The sequence below is a fragment of the Methanosarcina sp. MTP4 genome (genome assembly GCF_000970045.1).
In the GTDB taxonomy this organism is placed as follows: domain Archaea; phylum Halobacteriota; class Methanosarcinia; order Methanosarcinales; family Methanosarcinaceae; genus MTP4.
This window is the reverse complement of the sequence record NZ_CP009505.1, coordinates 3,130,541-3,151,241: the sequence shown is the minus strand read 5'-3', so window position 1 is coordinate 3,151,241 and position 20,701 is coordinate 3,130,541. Positions and strand designations below refer to the sequence as shown.

The following is a 20,701-nucleotide window of genomic DNA, read 5'->3' as shown; positions in this document are numbered from 1 at the left end:
TCATTAAGCCAAAGCGCTTCTTCAAGTAGGCCAAAAAGCCCAAAAACTTTCTCTATTTAATACCTACCGTAGTAGAAACCTTCAGGGTTTGGACTTAAAAAAACGATATTATCACTACTAAACTTTTTATTAATTGGACACATAATGTTATAAAAATGCAATATGTTGTGTTTATATGACTTTTGAAGCAGATTTACCTTTTGAATGGGAACCTGATAATGCATCTTTTGATATCAATGCACATAAAAAATTATCAATTCTTAGATATGAAACTAAGTACTCATTTGATTCAGATAAAATGAGTCAACACTTCAAAAAAAACTTACTGAAAAGTGGACGTGAATTTGGATGTATTGACGTCAAAAAAAATCAAAAAAGTATTCATCTGTTATTTGCTAAAATGGGCGATCGACGTCATTCAAGTGCTGCATTTGACCCTCAAACAAAAGAATATTTATCAAGGAATTCCTTCAAAATAAAAAATTTAATCGTATCTACTCTACATGTAGATAATTTTCCAGACGAAAATAACTATCTTAATTTACTTGTCTTCAATGGGGGAAGTATTAAAAATGAGCGTCTTTTTTCACAATATAAATATTTTTTAACAAGCTCTCAACCAAAACAATTGGGATTTAATGAATGGGAATTAAGAAAATTATGTTTTGATAAATTTGAAAATAATTTATTTGAGATAAGTTTTAATCCTGTAAAAGAACTGGGTTTTGGAACAACTCAACAAGCAGACTATAAATCTGAAACTCATAATATATTGGATCCCAATGCTGTAAGAATAAAAGAGCTTAAGGAAACTAATAATATAATTATAACAGGTTTCAAATCAAGTATAGTCTCTGGGCATGATGATTTAGGAAAAGAATATGAAATAAAATTTGAAATTAATGGCAAAGGTAAGATTGAATTAGAATTTCCTAAACTTTCATGGATTGACTTAGATTCAGATGATGAAATTGAGATTAAGTTCTATGAATATGCAAGAAAGATATATGATGAGATTGTTAGTAAGGAGCTTTACTGCTTGCCTACAAAGCATAAAATTGCTCACAATCAAACATCGTTAGATATTTTATCTGGTGTCCCCATTGACTGAAATTGATGAAATCTCATGTATTTTTCAAAGAATGCTTGAAGATCGATACAAGGGGCTTGCTTTAGATGATTTAGCTCTAGAATTAGATGAAATCGTTTCTAATAACATTTCAAACTCTGATTATAGGAGCTTAATTATTGAAAAAATGTCAAATGTAGCAAATAAAGATATCGATTTTTATGTTCGGTTAATGAACTGGACTATCGAGAATTCAACAATATGCCTATCATATTTATTCATGAAAACTACAATGAAATTGATTGTAAAAAATTATGCTGGAAGAGTGGATGAATTAAATAGCGTTTGGATGCGATTATTTTACAATTGTGTGTGGATAATTGTCAATAATAGATTAATTGAAGAGGTTGACTTATCTACTCCAACTGGAAATATTGTTGTTGGAAAAGATTTGAAGTCGATTGTTTCCATAACATTTATAGAAAATTATGATGTTGATATTTTAGATTTATTGGAGGAAAAGTATACAAAACTTTTAATTGAGTCTGAATATGAGCCTGATGATATTGGTTCAATTATATCAAAATTGAATCGTGTGTATCAACATTATACAGATTTTAAAATTAAAGATGTTGTACAAATGGTTTATTCCAATGATAATGTGGAACGATATTTACCATACAAAACTAATTTAAAACCGAATAATTATGATGAGCTTCTTTTTGAGAAATATGGCTATTTGTTTTTTCCATTAATAACAGATGTGACAATAAAAGATGGAAAAATATCTTTTGTTAATGATGGTTATGGTTCATTATCTAACTGTAATTTATTTATAAACTATAATGATAAATGTTTATTCAATAAAGAAGTAGAAATTGAAAATTACAAAACGTACCATATTTACATTGAAGATGATCTTGAGAAGGAAATCCAAAATATTAGCTCTAATGATAAAATTGATTTTTATTTCATATTTAAGAAATTTGGGGGGACATACAAATTTATTGTTAGCAAAGATATATGGATTCTCAAGGAAGGCCTATCAAAAAAAGAGGATATTAATGTGACATACATAGGAAATAATTATGGTCATGTGGGAAATAATTATGGGAACAATTCATTTGTATCAAATTCAACAGGGACTACTATACAGTTAAATAGTGAACATAAAAATGAACTTATTATTACTCTGAGCAAGGTAATTGAAAATGTAGATGACTTAGATGTTGAAACAAGTGAAAAAGTAAAAATCAAAAATACAATTAAGAGAGCATTAGATGAACTTGAAAAAGTTAACTCTGATATATCATTAGTAAAAAATTTTATCCAAGAGAGTGGCATACTATTGCAGAATGTTAGCAAGATACCTATGTTATTTGGAGCAGTTAATTATATAAAAACACAACTAGGATTATAATTTTGCATTTCATAGTTAACAAATAACCAAGCCTTATATTCACTGGAACTTGTTTCCATTACAGTTTCTTCTAAAATTAAGACTTTAACACTCACCCCTCCCACAGAGCCTCTGGGACGGCATGAAATGGGATTCTGGAGTATTTGGAAAGGGGGGTCTAGCCAGGATCCGAGCAGAATATCGAAAAAAGATCATGCAATTTCTCCACAGCTTAATCATGATAGTACATATTTGCTATTTCTTTCCCAAGAATTACTTACTTTTTTATACATGAAAACTTGAGTGCCCGTGTCGTGACTGTTAAGAGTTTTTCCATTCATTATTTTAGTCCAACCACAAGTTACAGTTATGGTGAAGTTATCAATGTTTTCTGCATTTTCATTCAATTTCAAGTCAAAATTAAACCGTGCGTTTTGTTTTCTTTCTACGAAGTAGATTTTTTCACTAGTTGTTTCAAAGTTCTCTCTATTATCAGTTCTTGAGAGTATTTCATCAGATCTTATTTTCACATAGATATTCCCATCATCGTCTCCAGTATTTCTGAGCATTAATGAAAATCCATCTGAAACTTCCCCGTTGGTATTAAATGTGATAGTTTCTGGTACAATATTACCATAGTTATCTTCTACTGGAATAATTTGGGGTGCATTAATTAGTTCAACAACTAAACTCGCCGCAACTATGACAACAACACCTACTAAAATTTGAGTGCCAATATTTCTGGACCCCTCTGTCATGATTTCTATATGGTGTTTTACTAAATAAAAAAATTTCCGATTTTGGGATGGTCCTGATAGATTATCTCCTGCACCCAAAAAGAATTTGTGCACATAAGGTTAACGCCCACTTTACCATTTTTCAATTTTTTATTATCATCAACGTAATTAGAACAAAATCGATGACTATTAAACTAGCTTCAAAATATAATCTTTTATACCCCATGATATAACAGTTAAATCTTACAGACTTTATAAATAAACCCGAGAATAAGAATGAAAACCTGTTTCCCGCAGCGAAAAATCTACCGGAATTCTTTTGAAGACATAAGTCCGGAACTCTACGTCCTGTCCCTTTCCAGGTTCTGCGAGGACCTGGGTTCGGGAATGCTGGTTGCCCTTATCCCCCTGTATATAGCTGACCTTGGGTCATCGTTTTTTACCGGGCTTCCCCTGGTCGCAAAAGCCGGGCTTGTGACTGCGGTTTTCGGGCTTTTCAGTGCGATTACCCAGCCCCTGATTGGGCGTTTTTCTGATAAAATTGACCGCCGGAGGCCTTTTATTCTCTTCGGGCTGGTCGGGTATACGTTTTTTTCTTTTCTCTATTCCCATGTGACCGGCTATGAGCAGTTGCTCTTCATCCGCCTGCTCCAGGGCATAACCGTAGGGGCAACCATTCCCGCAGTCATTGCAATGGTCACTCACATATCTTCTCCCGAGAACCGGGGAAGAGCTGTCGGGATCTATACCACTATCCGGGGAGTCGGGTTCGGACTCGGGCCAATCGTAGGGGGGGCAATTGCCAGTTATTACGGTTTTGAAGCGGGTTTTCATTTCTGCGCTTTCCTGGGCATTGTGAGCTTAGTGCTGGTAAATCTTTTTGTGAAAGAGACCCGGGGACCCGGGGAGCCGGTTCTCGAAGAAAGCAGCGGAAACGGGCTTGTTTCCATCTATTCCCTTGCAGGGGCCATGCTTATGATGATGGTGGGGATCATGATGATAGTCGCTCTTCTCCCCGAATACGAGGTCCGGCTGGAAGCTTCCGAGCTTTCCCTTGGGGTTGCCGTTTCAGCCTACATCTTTGCAAGGCTCCTTTTCCAGACCCCGCTCGGGAGTCTCTCTGACAGGATCGGGAGGAAGAAACTGATCGTAAGCGGGCTTTTCCTGAGCATTCCCCTGGTCGTGGTCATGGGTTATGTCACGAGCGTAAACCAGCTCATTTTCGCCCGGGCTCTCCAGGGCGTCCTCGTAGCTTCCATCGACACCCCTGCTATGGCTCTTGCAGCCGACCTTTCCAACGGTTCCTTCACCAGTTCGAAACTCAGCATCATCACCACAGCCCAGGCCGCGGGGATGGCCATCGGCCCCATATTCGGGGGTTTCCTTGCCGGGTACATGACCTTCGTCACCCCATTTTACGCCTGTGCCCTTCTCATGCTCCTGGCAGGTTTCGTGGTGATGAAAAAGGTCGAAGAGCCCGAAAGAAGCTAAAATCCTCCTCCTTTTACTGGATTTTTTGAATAAAAAATACGGCTGGATCTGAATCCTTGATTGTTGTCAGGACAACCGGAATTAGCCATCTCATGTCGTTCTTGTCTCCAGATGCCGAAGGCGGCCGGCTTTTACAGAATAAAGAGTAGACAGAATAAAAAATGAGAAAATAGGCAAAAAGGTATTCGGAAGAAATGTATAAAAGAAGTTGGAAAAAGAGGGCAAAATATAGAAGCAGCGCGAAAAACAGGTAAGAGTGCATAAAAGGAAGTAAATGTGGTCTATAGATATTGTTTTTTCATATCTCTTTTTTGTTTTTTTGGTGAGGGCCTCCAGGCAAGCTGGCGGAAGCATTCCTATGGCATTTAATTGAAAAACGGTTTTCTGGCATGTGAGTGATTTTTCTGAACAGACGAGCATTCCTCTAATTTATAAGAAGCAAGGGATATGCAATATTTTGAGGTTCCGGAAAATATCAACCGATTAATGGATGAGCACCAAAAATGTTTAAATTTTCATATCTACATGCCAAATATGGGAAAAAAGAGAAGAAGTCACTCTTATTATCTATCATACATACAAATAATTGCTTGATTTTCTCTATTAACCTTAGTAAATATTACAAGTCCTTCATTTCTTCCTTTTCCACGAATTTTTCTATGGATATTATGCAAATCAACCTTCACTCCTCTTGCTTTAAAATCTAGTCTTCCAATATTTAGTTCAGACAAACTACTATTGATTTTTTCGAACGCTGGATTTAACACTCTTTTGACCGAATAGCGATTAAGAAGAGGAGTTTCTATTTTTTCATTTCCTGTTAAATACGCGATCTTAGTATCTATAAGGTTTAACCCGAATTCTTTAGCCAAATCATCAATTAGATGTGCTTTAATAAATGCAGGGTCGGGTTCATATAAATATTTTTTAGGTTCGGATTGAAGGACGTTAAGTTTACTTTTGTCTTTTATCAGTGTAATTTTTTCGGGCAATTTGCTTGCTAAGATTTGATTGCTTTCAGGTTTTTCTTTAAAATTTCCAAACCACAACATTACTTCTTTAACTTCCCCTTTGTAAGACACGACTTCGATATCACAATCGTATTTGATTCTATACAGGTCTGTCCCGGGAGATATCTTTACACAAATATTTGGTGAAATTGCCTGAAGTTTCTCAACAAAAGATAACGGGGGTGCATATTCTTCAACTTTTACAGTCCGCCCTTCTTTAGCCCTTCTAGCAGGATCAAAAAAGATACAATTTACATTCCTTACTTTGTCAAGGAAATTCCTATCTTCAATTAACTTATTAATATCTCCCTGAACAAAATCAATGTTTTTTTCTAAGTTATATACTCTCATATTGTGTTTTGCCATATCAATTGTATCTTTATCCTTTTCAACTGCAACAACTTTCCATCTGGTCGCCATTGCAATTGAATCCCCTCCAATACCGCAACAAACGTCTAAACAATTCGGAACTTCATCCAGTTTATTTCTTATTTTCCAGGTTCTGTATTCAGCCAAATACTTAGAAGAAGCCTGAGCAAGCCCTTCCCTGCTAAATTTCATTAAATTTGCTCGAGGGAATTTTAGCTTGCCTTTAATTTGTAAATGAACTAGGTTCAATATTTCTTCAATTTCATCTTTATCTATTCCTTCCTTCTCTAATATTGAACGCCTTTTGCAAACATCTCTTGTCTTCAAAAGTTTTTTAATTAATTCATCCATGTAGAAAAATAGAACGATTAGGATAATATATATTTTTGCTATTGGCACTCTTAATTTCCAGAATAAGAAGAGACTTCATCCTGAATACGAAAATACCTGAAAGGGTGGTAGAATACATATAAATTACAGTTTAAACCTGGTCAACATCCATCTCACATTTCCAACCTTTTCCTGAATTCAGCATGCGGAAAAATTCATTCGCTGTCCTCCTTGCTCGGCAGGCTTAAAATCCACATATCTGTAAAACAGCATCTTGGAGAAGGATCTGATAGTTCAGTTTTTGAAACCATTGAGTATTATATTGAAAATACAGTAAACTATAGTCCTGAACGTAAATATTTACACTTACATTATAACACGGAAGACACCGAAAGCACGGAAGGATTGTGCTTCTATTTTCTTTATTCCGTGTTTTCCGTGCTTTCTGTGGTTAAACTTTCACTTGTGATTGGTGAAAGAAATTTGGGGTCTTAACTATATTGAGGAAGCACCAAAAAAGTGGATACACAAAAAAAATAAAAAATAGAGAAAAAAGGTAGGAGGAAATGGTAGGAGGAAAATCCGTTTTTTAGCACAGGAGTTTTTCGATGGCTTTATCTTTTCTTGACGATTTGAGGTTTGAGTTGCTTTTTGTAGTGGATTGAATTCAGTGGTGGATTGCTTTTAGTGGTGAATTGCTTTTAGTGGTGGATTGCTTTTAGTGGTGGATTGCTTTTAGTGGTGGATTGAATTCAGTGGGTCTGACACGTTTTTGATCGTTTTTAGTGGTGTGCCGTTTTTGTAGTGGATTGAATTCAGTGGATCGAAATCGAAGTTAGTGCCGGATTTGAGTATGAAGGGTTAATCGTCGGGAAGGTTGGCCCGCAGGTTTGATAACCTGCAAGTCCTTTCGGCAGATGTGGTTTTAGTGGTTTTGGTGGTTTTATCGGTACTGTTTTACCTGGCCTTATCGGATCTATCGTTTTCATCGTGTTGTGGTTTTTGAGGCAGCAATTTTCTTAGCAGTACCTCTGGTTATAGCAGTCGCTTCTCACTCGATCCGGATCTTCTTTCCGGCTTCTTTTTTCAGTTTCGGGAGAGTGACTGTTAAGACCCCGTTGTGAAGTTTGGCGCTTGCCCCTTCTTCGCTTACGCCTTCCGGAAGGAGGATTTCCCGGTGGTAGCGGGTGTAGGTGCGCTCTTTTCGGATGTAGCCTTCCTTTTCGCTATCCTCTTCTTTTCCGTGGCCTGCACTGATTACCAGGGCATTGTCTTTCAGGCTCAGTTCGATGCCTTCTTTCTCAATACCTGGCATGTCAGTCGTGACGACCACTCTGTCATCCTCCTCCATCACATCTGTGAGGGGGGATAAGACATCTCCGCCTACCCTGTTTTCAAGAGCCGGGAAAGTCCTGAACATCTGGTCCATATATTCCTGCATTTTTCTGATCTCATCAAACGGGTCCCAGGTGTATACGTCACGTGGTGTTCTTTTGATTGGCAGTTTCATTTACGATGTCCTCTGTGTTTGATTTCTGGATGATTTGATTTCTGGATGATTTGATTTCTGGATTTTCTTTTAATCGCAGTTTTTCGTTGAATTTGGGTGAATGTAAGGTTATTTTTGATGCCGTTTTTTTCCTTGCCACAGGAGGCTGCCTGTGAAAACGGAGAGCTTCAGCCGAGGGATGGAGATTCGTTACTGAAATTAATGTCATTTTTCCGTTTTCGCAGGCACGATGGCATGGGAGTTTGGAACTTTTTATCCGCGTCCTTGCGGAAGCGGACTTTTTTTGAAGACGGTAATCCCGCCTTCGATCTGTATCTTGTAGGTCGCTTTTATGAGTTAACTGGTGGATACTACCATACAGTTACTGCTGGGGGTTACTATATGGTGGTTATGCCATTCAGTTACTATCCTATAGTTAGTATTCTTACTATTTAAACTTTTCGGTGAAAACTGTTTAATTATTGAGGCTCAGTTTTTGAAATAGCCGCAGGACCGGGTTTTTTGGTAATCAGGTGCAAGGTTTCTTTTTTCCCTGCTGAAAATTCGATCAGACCCTGTTCAGTTCGGGCCACTGTAAGGGGCAAAAAATCGGGTCAAAAACCCGTAAGTTCTTCGGTTCTGGAAAGGAGTTGTGGCTCCCCTGGCTGCCTCTTCTCTTCCAGTTTCATCAAAAGCTGTTTGAACCCGGTGTATTCGTCCGTTTCTTCGGAAACGGGCACAAAACCGCATTTTTCGTAAAAATGAAGGGCATTTCCGTTTTCCAGGTATACTTTAAGAGAAAGGTTTCCTTTCAGGGTTTTAGCATGTTTGATAAGTGCTGTTCCTATCCCTTTCCCCTGCATTCCGGGTTTGACAAAGAGGGCGCATATTCTTCCGTTGATCAGGGAAATGAAACCCTGAACTTCCTCATCTTCCTCAAAAACCCAGTTTTCTACAGCAGGCAGATAGGTATCTTTCATTGCACCCCTCTGTTCCGCCCAGAACTCCGCGGGCATAAAGGCATGCGAAAGTACGGATGCTTCATACCATATCCTTACAAGGTCTTCAAGTTCGCTCTCTCTGCAAGTTCTGATCAATCCTACTCGTCCCCGATTTTTATTTACTATTTTTTTATTATTCTAAAATTAAAATTACACTCAGATATATTTATGGATTGGGGAAGCAGATGAACTGAAGGCATATTGGCTATTTATAAAAGGGAAAGTTCGGTCCCGGCTTGTTAAAAAATAGACAAATTCACCAGGATATACAAATTCAACATGATTCGACTGGATAATTCAAACCTTCGGTTAAATCACTAAATCATCTAAAAACTCAAAAACACCTGGGCTTTCAAAAAAGGAGTTAATGGTAAGAAATCCGAAACAAAAAGAAAAGTCGGATAACTTTTTTATCTTTTTTTATGTTCCCTTTAATTTTTACTTATATATTATGTTGACTCGATTTTGTGAATCAAGTCGTTGGCATAGTTCCTTGCCAGCCTCATACAATTCTTGGTTGATTCCCCTCGGGAATCGCAGGGTACAACTCTCACCAGTTCACCGAACTGGGACACGTGCACTTCAGTTCCCTGAGAAGTTTCCACTTTCATGAAAGAGTATCCTTTCGGAAAGGTCATTTTCTTAACCTCCAATAGTTAATATGTCACACATTCCATATAAGCATTTTTTAAATTAAAAATCATTATAGATTATGGCTTCGCAATTTGAAATTATATCTATAATTATGGACTCTTCGAGTCATCCTAATTTTGGGAAATGAAATGATTTTATGGGAAATTCAAAATAGAAAGTCATTTATATGACTGTTATCGGCGTTAATTCTCTCTTCTCTTTTTAATACCTTTCTTGATCTAATAATGGAAAGGGCGCCGATACTAACGGATATCTGCTAATATAAATGAACAAAATGAAAAGAGATAAAGGGTAAAACGAATCAAAGGTCAAAAATTAAGCAAATGAGAAGTTTCCGGTGTCCGGATTTGTAAACGGTCCGTTTAATGAAGGTAAGTTTACAGGAATTTTTCGACCGTTTCCAGCAGTTCTTCCTCATTCCTGGCCAGGGTGTCTGCAGATACTTCAATCATCAGGTTTACTATACCGTTAGAAAGTTCTCTGAAATCGGTCCGGAGCCCAATTATTGCTTTGCCTTTTGCGTAAGCGTAGCCGATTTCCCAGGCCGTGCCCGAGTCCACATCCACACCGTCAAGGACTGCGACCACGAAGTCCGAATCGTCCACTCCTTCCACACAGCGCTGGAAAATATATTTCTGGTTCTGGCGTTCATGCTCTTTTTTTGCGTCTTCGGCATCTTCCTGGGGCAAAAAGACTGCAAAGCCTTTCTTAAGGAGCATATCCCTTAATTTCCGGTTGAATTCAAGTTCCGCCTGGGTGAAAAGGGGGCCTGCAAGGTAAATTGTTTTTTTTTCGTTCAAGTTTTTTTCCTCCGCCACTTTTTAAGGTATTTTTTTCACGGGATTTCCTGAAAAGGAAAGGGGATGGTTCGTGAAATAGTTTGCTGATTTTTATAACATTCAAATATTAAATATGTTTAAATGTTATATCTTTCTCCCCACGCACAAAAAATTTTAAATGTGTTGCCTGAATATATTAACACTTATTCAGAAATGGTGGTGTTGTGTGTTTTTTATAGAAAAGCTATTTAAGAATTCCAGAGCTTGGGGCCAGGTCTTTGGATCTTTTATATCTATGATAATTATTTTAATCCTGGCTGCTCTTTTCACTGCAGTAGTTTTCCCGGGATTTAATGGATACTTCGGGGAACCCTGTCCGACAGTAAATCTTGACATTTTCTTTGTTAATGAAAGTACGATGGAGTTCAGGCATATGGGCGGGGACTGCCTGGAATTCGACAGCAGGTCTCTGGGAGTTTTCCTGTATGTTAACGGGAAAAGTTATTTGCTTGATGCTTCTTCACTTGGAGACCTTGAGGTGGGAGATTCAAAACTCCTTAACCTGAATGAAGTGGGGCTCCCACCCATAGAATTCGGGTCAAGGGACGAAGTCATCATAGAAGTTGTTGACTGCAATTTTGGAACACTTGTAAGCTATCAGGACCTCTATGTGCCTGTTCATGTCACGATTTCGCCTTAATAAGATTGTATTTTTTATTTTTTTATTTTTTTAATGTTTTCAATTTTTAGTTGATAATTATTTTTTCAAGTTCCGCGGTTAATTTATTTCGAAAGCAATCTGTTCAAATTAGTTTCAACTCTCTGAACCGTTTATTGTCCCAAAGGGGCTTTTGGTCCTCTCTCAGCTGTCTTTTCCAATAACAAGTTTAATCATATGGTTCACACATTACACAGGTGAGTGAAGACCATGATCAAGGCAGGAATTATAGGAGCTTCCGGATATACGGGAGGAGAACTCTTACGCTTACTGGTTAATCACCCTGACGTTAAACCGGAGCTTGCCACTTCCCGGAGTCTTGCAGGAAAACCCGTAGCAAGTACCCACAGGCACCTTGAAGGCTTTCTGGATCTCAGGTATGAAAACCCGGACCCTGAAGAGATAAGGGCACGCTGTGATGTTGTGTTTGTGGCGGTGCCCCACGGGACTGCGATGAACTACGTCCCCGAACTGCTCGATGACAATACGAAAGTAATAGACCTGAGCGCTGATTACAGGCTTGAGACTTCGGTATTCGAAAAAGTTTACGACCTTACTCATGCCGACCCGAGAACTGCTGTCTACGGACTTGTGGAACTTCACCCTGAGGCTGCAAAAGAAGACCTGGTTGCAAACCCGGGTTGTTTTCCTACGGGTGCGATCCTCTCGGCAGCCCCCCTTGCGGCAGCAGGGCTTATAGACATGGCAATTTTCGACTCCAAAACCGGAGTTTCAGGAGCGGGCATAAGCCCTTCGGGAACTTCCCACTATCCCAACATTGCGGAAAATATAATCCCTTACAAGCTCACCGCACACAGGCACAGGGTAGAAATTGTCCAGGAACTGAACCGGCTCGACGGAAAGCTCAGGAACATCAGTTTCACTCCTCATGTGATCCCCACTATCAGGGGCATCCTCACAACCGCCCATATCTTTACTAAAGAGCCCCTTTCAACAGGGGATGTACAGGCGCTTTATGAGGAGTTTTACAGGGACAAACCCTTTGTGCGGCTCCCGGGAGTCCCGTCCCTCACTGCAGTTCGGGGTTCGAACTTCTGTGACATTGGCTTTGAGGCGGATGCGGAAAACAACCGTGTGGTAGTGCTCTCGGCAATTGACAATCTGGTAAAAGGGGCATCAGGACAGGCAATCCAGAATATGAATCTGATGTTCGGGCTTGAAGAGACCCGCGGGCTCTGGATACCTGCAACTGCACCGTAAATTAAACACGGTGTTGTCCAGGCAGCTTCCTGTCTGTGCTAATGTTATTGTATTGAATGTCTGAACTGACAGTTATGTACTGTGCTGACAGTTATTGTACTGTGCTGAAACATCTGAATTGAGAGGTCTGCAGACCGCAGGGCAGGCGAGAACATATAACTGGTGACGTATAAAAATAAAGAATGGAATCCATTTCAGGGGTAGTTAGATGAAGGTAAAAGATGTCATGAATCCGGATGTGGTCTTCTGTAAGCCTGAAGACAGTGTCCGCGACACCGCAAAAATCTTGAAAGAACACGATATTAGCGGGGCTCCGGTCATTGAGAACGAAAAGCTTGTGGGAATCGTGAGTGAAGCCGATCTGCTCAAACTCCTGGTTCTCCCCGAACACGGAGGGCTCTGGCTCCCGAGTCCCTTTGAGGTGATCGAGGTCCCGATCAGGGAACTCCTTAGCTGGGAGGAGACCAAGAAAATGCTCTCGGACATTGGCACAAGGCAGGTCGGGGAGATTATGAAGAAGGACGTTTACACTATCTCTTCCGAAGCGTCCGTGGAGGAAGCTTCCGAGCTTATGATCCGGCACAGGATCAACAGGCTTCCTGTTGTTGAAGAAGAACGCGTTGTTGGCATTGTCACCCGCGGGGATATAATCCAGGGAATTTCAAAAATCTGAGTGCCATAGACTAATATGCTAGTGAATCTGATTTGTGAATGGATCTGATTTGTGAATGGATCTGATTTGTGAATGGATCTGATTTGTGAATGGATCTGATTTGTGAATGGATCTGATTTGTGAATGGATCTGATTTGTGAATGGATCTGATTTGTGAATGGATCTGATGTGCTAATGGATCTGATGTCCAAATTGAATTATAATATGATAATTATTGAACTGAAGGGAGATTGGACAGGGGGTTTTCCATGAAGAAAATAGATGGTGGTATCTGTGCGGTCCAGGGCGTGTCCGCAAACGGGATCAAGGAAGGAAAGACGGGGCTTGTAGCCATTCTTGCGGAAGGGCCGGTTGCGGGTGTCTTTACCAGGAACAGGGTCGTTGCGGCTCCGGTGCTTTTGACAAGGCAACGAACCGAAACCAAAAAGCGTCTCTCTGCCGTGATCGTGAACAGCGGGAATGCAAATGCTTTTACCGGGGACGATGGCTACCTTGACGCAATGGAAATGGCTTCGATGCTTGCCGGAAAACTTGACCTTGACCCCGAACTGGTTGCCGTTGCGTCCACAGGGGTAATCGGAAAGAGGCTTGACCTGGGGCTGATCGAAAAGCAGCTTCCTGCAGTGCTTGGGGCTATGGGAAGTTCCCCCGGCTGCAGCCAGGCGGCTGCAAAGGCAATCATGACCACGGATAAGGTTCCAAAGGAAGCTGCCGTAGAACTTGACTGCGGGATCAGGATAGGGGCGATTGCAAAAGGTTCCGGGATGATCGAGCCCAACATGGGGACAATGCTTTGCTTTGCCTACACTGATGCTAACGTGCCTGCCGACGTACTGGAAGCGGCGCTCCACAAGGCCGTGGAAAAAAGTTTCAATATGGTCGTTGTGGACGGGGACACCAGTACGAATGACATGGTGCTATTTACCTCCACTTGCATGTCTCGAGTTAAGCCCTGTCTGGAATGCCTGGACGAGTTTGAGGAGGGGCTCCTTTACGTGCTCACCGAGCTTGCAAAAAAGATGGCAAAAGACGGGGAAGGTGCTACAAAACTGGTCGAAGCCAGGGTAACGGGTGCGAAAGAGTATGAAGACGCCAGGCTGGCTGCAAAAGCCATAGTCCGGTCTCCCCTTGTGAAGACTGCGATTTTCGGAAAAGACCCTAACTGGGGCAGGGTCGTGGCTGCTGCCGGGTACTCGGGAGCCGAACTTGAGCAGGACAAACTTTCCCTTTCCTTCATAGGCGGGGGAGAGGAAGTCGAGCTTGTGAAAGCGGGTGATATCTCCGGCTTTGCAGACCTCGGGCTCCTGAAAAAGATCATGGCAGCTGAGGAAATCGTCATAACCCTTGACCTGGGAATGGGGGAGGAATCGGCAACCGCCTGGGGCTGTGACCTCACGTACGACTATGTCCGGATCAATGCCGAATATACCACCTGATGGCCTTAATGGGCCGCAGAAATGAGTCGGCTCCCCGGGTTCGGGCAATGTTATATAAAATGAAAATAGATTAACCTGAAAGAAAAATAAACTTAATGAAGGGACTAATAGATTAAAGAGCCCTTTTTATTGCCTTTGCTGCGTGAAAAGGCTCTTTAGTCTTTCTATTGTTTCATTTAATTCTCCAGGGGGTTTTTGCTAAGTGGACCTAGCAGAATGGGATCAGCGCCACAGGGATGCATTTTACAGCGTAAAGGAAGCTCTTCCTTATCTGGATGGGATCTTTGTTGCCTACAACAGCAATATTGATGCTATCAAACATTTGAAAGAAGAAGACCTTGCAAAGCTGCTCGAGCTTTTCGAAGATGCCGAAATCCAGGAGAAGATTTCCGCATACCCGAGGGAGATCAAAGAACCTCTCGATTTCCTCGCTCGCCTGATGATTTCAATGCGGGACGGGAAAGCCGCCGAGGTCCCGACATATACTGCGGAAACCCATGAATGGTTAAAGGGACACCTGGGCTTTGACTATGCCCGCATGGGGGGGCAGGCCGGGATTATTGCAAACCTTCTGGTTCACCTGGGCCTGAAAAAGGTTGTCGCTTACGTGCCCTGGCTCTCGGAAGAACAGGCAGGCTACTTTGCCCCCTCGGAAAGTCTCCTCCATCCGAAGGTAGAGGGAGGGAAAGTCTTCCTGAAACACCCTCTTGAGGCTTATAAACCGGAAATAGACTCCAAAGTCAACTGGATTCTCGAGTATTCTAAAGACCTGGGCGTGAGCTGCGGAGGAAACACTTTCAAGGTCCCCAGGGATAACCGCCTGATAATCTCTTCGCGCCCGAAATGGCTTCGTCTGGACATGGATAAGGAGATTTACGAACAGCTTGACTCCCTTGGCCCTGTTGACGGGGCGATGCTCTCGGGCTACCAGATGATCAAGGAGGAATACGAGGACGGGACCACGTATAAGGACTACGTGGCAAAATCCGTCAGGGCAATTGAGAAACTGAAGTCCCTTAACCCCGAACTGCGCATTCATGTCGAGCTTACGTCCATCCAGAACAGGGTAATAAGGAAAGCCATCCTGGAAGATATCGTTGCCGGGCACGTCCATTCCCTGGGCCTGGACACCGTGGAGGTGGCAAACGCCCTGAACGTGCTCGGGCACGAAGAGCTCTCTTATGCAGTGATCCGGAAAGGGGAAAATGGGATCATGGCGCTTTACCAGGGAGCTGTCCGGCTGCTCGAAGACCTCGCCCTTGAGCGCGTCCATGTGCACTGCCTTGGCTTTTACATATGTGCTCTTGCAAAAGGCCATCCTCTTACTCTGAAAGAGCACAGGGACTCCCTGCTCTTTGCCTCCTCCCTTGCAGCAACTCAGGCCCTCGAGGGAAAAATAGAGACACTGGATGAAGCCGAAGCCGGGCTGGAAGTCCCTGTTTCGGAAAAAGGGCTCGAAGACCTGGAAAATTTCAAGCTTTACTGCGTTGGCAGGAAACTCTGCTCCCCGGATGAATTCGAGTACGGCTACATCTACGGCGTGAAACACGACGCTGTCATTGTCCCTTCAAAAGTGGTCAGTAAGCCCAGGGCCACCGTGGGAATCGGAGATGCGATTTCCGCAGGAGCCTTTGTGGCCATGCTCGCTAAGATGAAGCAAAAATGGGCCGGAAAGTAAATTCCCTTAACTATAGTCAAGGGCCCAAATTCCTCCACAATTCCTTCACAATTCCTTCACAATTCCTTCACAATTCTTTCACAATTCTTTCACAATTCTTTCACAATTCCTTCACCAATCTCAAGTTAAAGTTTAACCACAGAAAGCACAGAAAACACGGAATAAAGGAAATTGGGGCACAATCCTTCCGTGCTTTCCGTGTCTTCCGTGGTTATAATGTAAGTGTAAATATTTGCTTTCGGGACTATAAATGAAAATTCCCTTAGCTGAAAGAAAATTCCCTTACCTGAAAAACCGATTAATGAGGGTTTGTTTAGATGAAAATACTCTGCGGCTACAACGTTAACATCGATTCGGTGTACAGGATGGGAGGGGCCGAGCTTTCCGAACTGCTGGAGTTCTTCGAAAGCTCCGAGATCCTGGAAAAAATAGATTCGCCACCCGGCAGGATTGATTCGAAATCCGATTTTGCGGCAGGGCTTGCCTATTGCATGAAAAACGGGTTTGGGGCAGAATGGCTGGTTTTCAATCCTTCGGTATTCGAGTTCCTGAAAGGCCTCTATTTCGAAAAGTCCCTGGTGAGGATGGGGGGTAATGCCGGGATCATGGCCAACACCATCTCCGAACTCGGGGCTTCGCTGGTTGTCCCGAATGTTGCCGTCCCTTCAAAGACCCAGCTCTCTTTGTTTTCCAGGAAAAGTGTGTATTTCCCCGGTATATCTTCTTTGGAGGGTCCTGGGGAGGCTGAAGTCAAGAGTCAAGTTGACGAGATTAAAGTTGATGCCTCTGCCCCCGAGCAGGACCCTATCCACTTCGTCTTTGATTTTTCGGAAGGTGAGAGCTTTTCCATTTACGGGAAGCAGTTCACAGTCCCCAGGGAAAACCGTTTCATAGCGACCTGTGACCAGCTTAACTTCAGGCTTTTCATCAATCCTGACTTTGATGCCTACGCCCTGCAGCATGCCGGGGAGATGGACGGCGCTTTGATTTCTGGTTTCCATCTCCTGCTCGAGGAGTATCCTGACGGGGGCAGCTACCTGGAAATTGTTGAACAGGTCCTTTCTCGTGTCCTGGCCTGGAAAGCCGGGAACGAAAGGCTCAGGGTCCACCTGGAGTTCGGGCATTTTGGAAATCGGAAACTTGCCTGCACTGTCTTTTCGAAGTTTGCCGGGATAGTTGACAGCCTGGGAATGAACGAGGATGAACTTGCAAGCTTCCACGAAATGCACGGAATACCGGTTGAAGGGCTCCTCCGGATGAATGCGGAAGCTGTGGGAAAAGCCGCTTCCTGCCTGGCTTCTCTTCACAGGCTGCAAAAACTTGTTGTCCATACGAGGGAGTTCGTACTGGCTGCGGTCAGGTGGGACGATACCGGGTCTTCTGCCTGCGGCTGCCCGGAAAGGCCTGAACTTATCAGAAGGCCTTTTTATTCCCGGGAGGTTGAAAACGAAATCGAGGCCCTGGAGTTCGGGGTCAAATGTGCAGGCACATATGCAGCTACGGGCAGGCTGGACGGACGGGACTTTGTGGAAACAGGAGTTTCGAAACTTCAGGAAAGCGAACTGGGAAGGGGGGAGTTGAGCCGCTTCCTTGAAGCCTTCGGAGGGGAAGCTGCCGGAAACGGGGCTTTTGCTTTTCGGGGGGTATATATGCTGTGCATGCTTCCTACACTGCTTTCGAAATCCCCCGTGACCACCGTGGGCCTGGGCGATACGCTTACGGCAGGGGTTTTTTTAAGGAGGCTCGAACTGGATGTACAGGCTTAAGCCCGAGCTGTTCGACCTGAACTATACCCTGGACTGCGGGCAGGTCTTCCGCTGGAACCGGGAAGGGGACTGGTGGACGGGTGTTGTGGGAGGACAGGTTATCCGCCTCTCCCAGGAAGAAGCCTGCGGGGAAATTCTCATAGACTCGAAGTTTTCACCTGAGTTTTTTGTGAATTATTTTCGTCTGGATGACGACCTACATTCGATCTACAGAAGCGTTAACAAAGACCTGCTCATCGACAGGGCGATCAAAAGGTACTGCGGACTTCGCCTGATCAGGCAGGACCCCTGGGAATGCCTGATTTCCTACATGCTTGCCACGGCGTCGAGTATCCCCACGATCCAGAAAAGGATCTACCTCCTGAGCAGGTTTTTCGGGGAAGAACTTGAAGACGGGTATTACAGTTTCCCTGACCCGGCAGCTCTTGCAAATGCCGACCTCTCCCTGCTTGATAAATGCAAACTGGGGTTCAGGACCGAGAGGATAAAAGCCGCTGCCGAGGAGGTGCTTTCCGGGGAACTGGACTTTGACATCCTTTACAGGCTTGAATACAAATATGCCCGGGAGCGGTTGATGAGGCTCCGGGGCATCGGGGAAAAGGTTTCGGATTGTATCCTGCTTTTTGCCTTTGAAAAAATGGAAGCTTTCCCCGTGGATACCCACATCCGGCAGATCATCCAGCACTACCACATTGATGACGAGTACTTTGAAAACTGTAAGAATCTGAGCCGGATGGGGGACTGGGGCAGGGAATATTTCGGGCCTTATTGCGGTTACGCCCAGCAGTACCTTTTCTACCAGAAGAGGGTCGAGGGTTTTGTTCCCCTTTTTTGAGGGTTAGATTCCCCCTTTTTTGAGGGTTAGATTCCCCCTTTTTTGAGGGTTAAATTCCCCTTTTTTGGGGTTAGATTCCCCTTTTTTGAGGGTTAGATTCCCCCTTTTTTGAGGGTTAGATTCCCCCTTTTTTGAGGGTTAGATTCCCCCTTTTTTGAGGGTTAAATTCCCCTTTTTTGGGGTTAGATTCCCCTTTTTTTGAGGGTTAAATTCCCCTTTTTTGGGGTTAGATTCCCCTTTTTTGAAACACTCTGTTGAGTATGATTTCTTTCTGGAATTATTTTTTGGGAGATGGCTTTTCAAAGCCAGTTCCTTAAAAACACCCTGAAACCCGGGTCTTTTAAGCTCCGGACCTCTGCGTTTTCCAGGACTTCAATTCCCCTATTTATGCTTTTCTGGATGTGTTTTCCAAGGGAGTGGGAACTGAGCTGTTCTTTGAGGAGTTCGGCTGCCAGGGGGTACTTGCGGCGGATTTCAAAGACGTACTTCCCGTCTTCAATATAGCCCGCAAAGACATCTTCTGCGTTTTCATACTTTGCTTTGAACTGCTCGGCATGTCCCGGGACCCAGACCGGGGGTCCGATGTGTTTTTTGACGTTGGGAAGAGTGTTTGAGATAAGTTCGAGCATGATGACGGTTTCCTGTCTTCCGGCCCAGACCCCGGTCTTGATGACGGAAAACCCGTGCCCTTCCAGAAGGGATGAAGCGGCCTGTTCTGTCTTGTAGAGTTGCGGGTAGAGCACGTCTTCCACGACGTCCGGGGTTTTGAAGACAACGGCAAGCTGGCCGCTCCCCCGCATTTCCATTTTTTCAAGGATTTCTGCGTCTCCGACCGGAGAGGGGGGTTCGGGGAAAAAGAAGTTCAGGGCCGGGTTTTTGAGAAACTCTCTGCAATGGTCGATGAACATACAGAATTTGTCAAGGGAGAGCGCCGCAGCCACGTTTCGCTTGGGGTCCGTCGGGTCGACCATTACCAGGGGCTCTTCGTGCTCGATTTCGGCATGCTTCATGAGATCTATCTTTTTTCCCGGTTTCCAGGACCCGGCTGCCTGGACAGCACTTTCAAAGGAGCCGTAGTGGATGACCAGGAGTTCGGTCAGGTAGCCTGAAAAGCCCTGGGTCCTCAGTTCCGAGCCGTAGACCCCGGCTCCGCGCATGAACTGTTTCATGAGGAGCACATCGTCTTCCAGCCCTCCTATACGGACCTTGACAAACTCGTTGTGAAAAGGCGTCCTGTCCACTGCTGATTTGATCCGGCATGCCGAAGCGACTCTGAAACAGGGGACCAGGTCGATATCAAAGCCTTTGAACCTGATGTTCAGGTAGGGATGTTCGGCATGGCGGTCTTCGGCGTGTTCCGCACCTTTTGCAATATCCCTTGCTATTGCCATGCCCTGGGTTTCAAGGTCTTCCCTGGCAGTCTCCTCCGGGAAGCTGATGAAGACATCGATGTCATGTGTCCCCGAAATCCAGGTCCCCCGGGCGGCTGATCCCACAATTTTTGCAAAAACGTCAGGTGCACCAAGCTGCTCCGCAGCCTTATTTACTTTTACGACCAGTTCTTTCTGGACAGCCAGGAGCCTTTCTCTTTCAGCCTGCGAAGGCTTTATTCTGTCAAGAACTGCAAGTTTCAAATTTTCAGGGATGATGTTTTGTGTTTCCATACCAGGGTTGGCTCCATATTTTTTTCCATTTGTTTTTTCCATTTGCTTTTCCATTTTGTATAGTTCAAAGTTGTGTTTTTGAACTTATAATTTGTGGGCTTCCCGGCAAGAGTTTTCGGAGAAGGGATGTTTTTTTGTATTTCCGGGTATCTCCAGGTATCTGGATACTTTGAGTTATTTTCGGGCATTTCCGGATACGTTGGGTTATTTTCGGGCACTCCCTTGCTTCCGAAATTCATGCTCTCTCAAGATTCTTTCTGGCATACTGGGATGGGGTCTGAAGATTCCTGCACAATTTAAATAAAATGAATGACATTTACAGCACCTTAATCCGGAAATTTCTTAATTATTTCAACTCGTTTGTCTTTCATCCCCCATACTT

At 43.4% G+C, this 20,701-nt stretch carries 18 protein-coding genes; 10 read left to right on the top strand and 8 right to left on the bottom strand.

What is annotated here, in order from left to right; genetic code table 11:
• Positions 1-175: 175 nt before the first annotated feature.
• The gene (locus tag MSMTP_RS13065; protein ID WP_048180204.1) at positions 176-1,111 is read left to right on the top strand and encodes a hypothetical protein; all 936 of its coding nucleotides are present in this window, start codon (positions 176-178) and stop codon (positions 1,109-1,111) included.
• Positions 1,104-2,489 (top strand): hypothetical protein, encoded by a 1,386-nt coding sequence (locus MSMTP_RS13060; RefSeq protein ID WP_048180201.1) that lies wholly within the window; start codon positions 1,104-1,106, stop codon positions 2,487-2,489. Before MSMTP_RS13065 ends, MSMTP_RS13060 begins: the two co-directional genes overlap by 8 nt.
• A 215-nt stretch (positions 2,490-2,704) precedes the next feature.
• On the opposite strand, the gene MSMTP_RS13055 is transcribed toward MSMTP_RS13060, so the two are convergent.
• On the bottom strand, positions 2,705-3,304 hold the full coding sequence (locus MSMTP_RS13055) for a hypothetical protein (RefSeq protein ID WP_197076086.1): 600 nt from the start codon (positions 3,302-3,304) through the stop codon (positions 2,705-2,707).
• Positions 3,305-3,481: 177 nt separating this feature from the next.
• On the opposite strand from MSMTP_RS13055, the gene MSMTP_RS13050 reads away from it, so the two are divergent.
• A complete protein-coding gene (locus MSMTP_RS13050) occupies positions 3,482-4,696 on the top strand; it encodes an MFS transporter (RefSeq protein WP_048180197.1) in 1,215 nt (404 codons plus the stop codon).
• A 563-nt stretch (positions 4,697-5,259) separates the two neighbouring features.
• Here the strand turns inward: MSMTP_RS13050 and MSMTP_RS13045 are convergent.
• The 5 genes from MSMTP_RS13045 to MSMTP_RS13020 form a co-directional block, all read right to left on the bottom strand.
• Positions 5,260-6,474, bottom strand: coding sequence for a methyltransferase domain-containing protein (locus tag MSMTP_RS13045; RefSeq protein ID WP_048180195.1), 1,215 nt, complete (start codon positions 6,472-6,474; stop codon positions 5,260-5,262).
• A gap of 982 nt (positions 6,475-7,456) precedes the next feature.
• Positions 7,457-7,915 carry an Hsp20/alpha crystallin family protein gene (locus tag MSMTP_RS13040; protein WP_048180191.1) on the bottom strand — a complete coding sequence of 153 codons (459 nt, stop codon included), beginning with the start codon at positions 7,913-7,915 and terminating at the stop codon, positions 7,457-7,459.
• A gap of 593 nt (positions 7,916-8,508) precedes the next feature.
• Complete coding sequence (locus MSMTP_RS13030) at positions 8,509-8,991, bottom strand: GNAT family N-acetyltransferase (RefSeq protein ID WP_048180186.1); 483 nt, start codon at positions 8,989-8,991, stop codon at positions 8,509-8,511.
• 353 nt (positions 8,992-9,344) lie between these two features.
• Entirely contained in the window at positions 9,345-9,533 is a 189-nt protein-coding gene (locus tag MSMTP_RS13025) for a hypothetical protein (protein WP_048180184.1), read from the bottom strand.
• A 393-nt stretch (positions 9,534-9,926) separates the two neighbouring features.
• Positions 9,927-10,349, bottom strand: coding sequence for a nucleoside 2-deoxyribosyltransferase (locus MSMTP_RS13020; RefSeq protein ID WP_048183569.1), 423 nt, complete (start codon positions 10,347-10,349; stop codon positions 9,927-9,929).
• Positions 10,350-10,623: 274 nt separating this feature from the next.
• On the opposite strand from MSMTP_RS13020, the gene MSMTP_RS13015 reads away from it, so the two are divergent.
• The 7 genes from MSMTP_RS13015 to MSMTP_RS12985 all read left to right on the top strand — a co-directional run bounded on the left by MSMTP_RS13015 (position 10,624) and on the right by MSMTP_RS12985 (position 18,655).
• The gene (locus tag MSMTP_RS13015; protein ID WP_048180182.1) at positions 10,624-11,028 is read left to right on the top strand and encodes a hypothetical protein; all 405 of its coding nucleotides are present in this window, start codon (positions 10,624-10,626) and stop codon (positions 11,026-11,028) included.
• Between the two features lie 228 nt (positions 11,029-11,256).
• On the top strand, positions 11,257-12,267 hold the full coding sequence (gene argC / locus MSMTP_RS13010) for an N-acetyl-gamma-glutamyl-phosphate reductase (RefSeq protein ID WP_048180180.1): 1,011 nt from the start codon (positions 11,257-11,259) through the stop codon (positions 12,265-12,267).
• A gap of 208 nt (positions 12,268-12,475) precedes the next feature.
• Positions 12,476-12,940 carry a CBS domain-containing protein gene (locus MSMTP_RS13005; RefSeq protein WP_048180178.1) on the top strand — a complete coding sequence of 155 codons (465 nt, stop codon included), beginning with the start codon at positions 12,476-12,478 and terminating at the stop codon, positions 12,938-12,940.
• 248 nt (positions 12,941-13,188) lie between these two features.
• Positions 13,189-14,376, top strand: coding sequence for a bifunctional ornithine acetyltransferase/N-acetylglutamate synthase (gene argJ / locus MSMTP_RS13000; RefSeq protein ID WP_048180176.1), 1,188 nt, complete (start codon positions 13,189-13,191; stop codon positions 14,374-14,376).
• A 202-nt stretch (positions 14,377-14,578) separates the two neighbouring features.
• Complete coding sequence (gene pfkC / locus MSMTP_RS12995) at positions 14,579-16,054, top strand: ADP-specific phosphofructokinase (RefSeq protein ID WP_048180174.1); 1,476 nt, start codon at positions 14,579-14,581, stop codon at positions 16,052-16,054.
• Between the two features lie 317 nt (positions 16,055-16,371).
• The gene (locus MSMTP_RS12990) at positions 16,372-17,820 is read left to right on the top strand and encodes an ADP-dependent glucokinase/phosphofructokinase (RefSeq protein ID WP_048180171.1); all 1,449 of its coding nucleotides are present in this window, start codon (positions 16,372-16,374) and stop codon (positions 17,818-17,820) included.
• The gene (locus MSMTP_RS12985; protein WP_048180170.1) at positions 17,807-18,655 is read left to right on the top strand and encodes a DNA-3-methyladenine glycosylase; all 849 of its coding nucleotides are present in this window, start codon (positions 17,807-17,809) and stop codon (positions 18,653-18,655) included. Before MSMTP_RS12990 ends, MSMTP_RS12985 begins: the two co-directional genes overlap by 14 nt.
• A 299-nt stretch (positions 18,656-18,954) precedes the next feature.
• Here MSMTP_RS12985 and cca read toward each other — a convergent pair whose 3' ends face one another.
• Together cca and MSMTP_RS12975 are read right to left on the bottom strand one after the other, a co-directional pair.
• A complete protein-coding gene (cca, locus tag MSMTP_RS12980) occupies positions 18,955-20,319 on the bottom strand; it encodes a CCA tRNA nucleotidyltransferase (RefSeq protein WP_048180167.1) in 1,365 nt (454 codons plus the stop codon).
• On the bottom strand, positions 20,286-20,537 hold the full coding sequence (locus MSMTP_RS12975; RefSeq protein ID WP_156153834.1) for a hypothetical protein: 252 nt from the start codon (positions 20,535-20,537) through the stop codon (positions 20,286-20,288). Before MSMTP_RS12975 ends, cca begins: the two co-directional genes overlap by 34 nt.
• Between the last annotated feature and the right edge of the window lie 164 nt (positions 20,538-20,701).

Coding starts and splice junctions, on each gene's coding strand:
- MSMTP_RS13065 (WP_048180204.1), top strand. CDS start 176: ATGACTTTTGAAGCAGATTTACCTTTTGAATGGGAACCTGATAATGCA.
- MSMTP_RS13050 (WP_048180197.1), top strand. CDS start 3,482: ATGAAAACCTGTTTCCCGCAGCGAAAAATCTACCGGAATTCTTTTGAA.
- MSMTP_RS13040 (WP_048180191.1), bottom strand. CDS start 7,915: ATGAAACTGCCAATCAAAAGAACACCACGTGACGTATACACCTGGGAC.
- MSMTP_RS13025 (WP_048180184.1), bottom strand. CDS start 9,533: ATGACCTTTCCGAAAGGATACTCTTTCATGAAAGTGGAAACTTCTCAG.
- MSMTP_RS13015 (WP_048180182.1), top strand. CDS start 10,624: ATGATAATTATTTTAATCCTGGCTGCTCTTTTCACTGCAGTAGTTTTC.
- argC (WP_048180180.1), top strand. CDS start 11,257: ATGATCAAGGCAGGAATTATAGGAGCTTCCGGATATACGGGAGGAGAA.
- MSMTP_RS13005 (WP_048180178.1), top strand. CDS start 12,476: ATGAAGGTAAAAGATGTCATGAATCCGGATGTGGTCTTCTGTAAGCCT.
- argJ (WP_048180176.1), top strand. CDS start 13,189: ATGAAGAAAATAGATGGTGGTATCTGTGCGGTCCAGGGCGTGTCCGCA.
- MSMTP_RS12990 (WP_048180171.1), top strand. CDS start 16,372: ATGAAAATACTCTGCGGCTACAACGTTAACATCGATTCGGTGTACAGG.
- MSMTP_RS12985 (WP_048180170.1), top strand. CDS start 17,807: ATGTACAGGCTTAAGCCCGAGCTGTTCGACCTGAACTATACCCTGGAC.
- cca (WP_048180167.1), bottom strand. CDS start 20,319: ATGGAAACACAAAACATCATCCCTGAAAATTTGAAACTTGCAGTTCTT.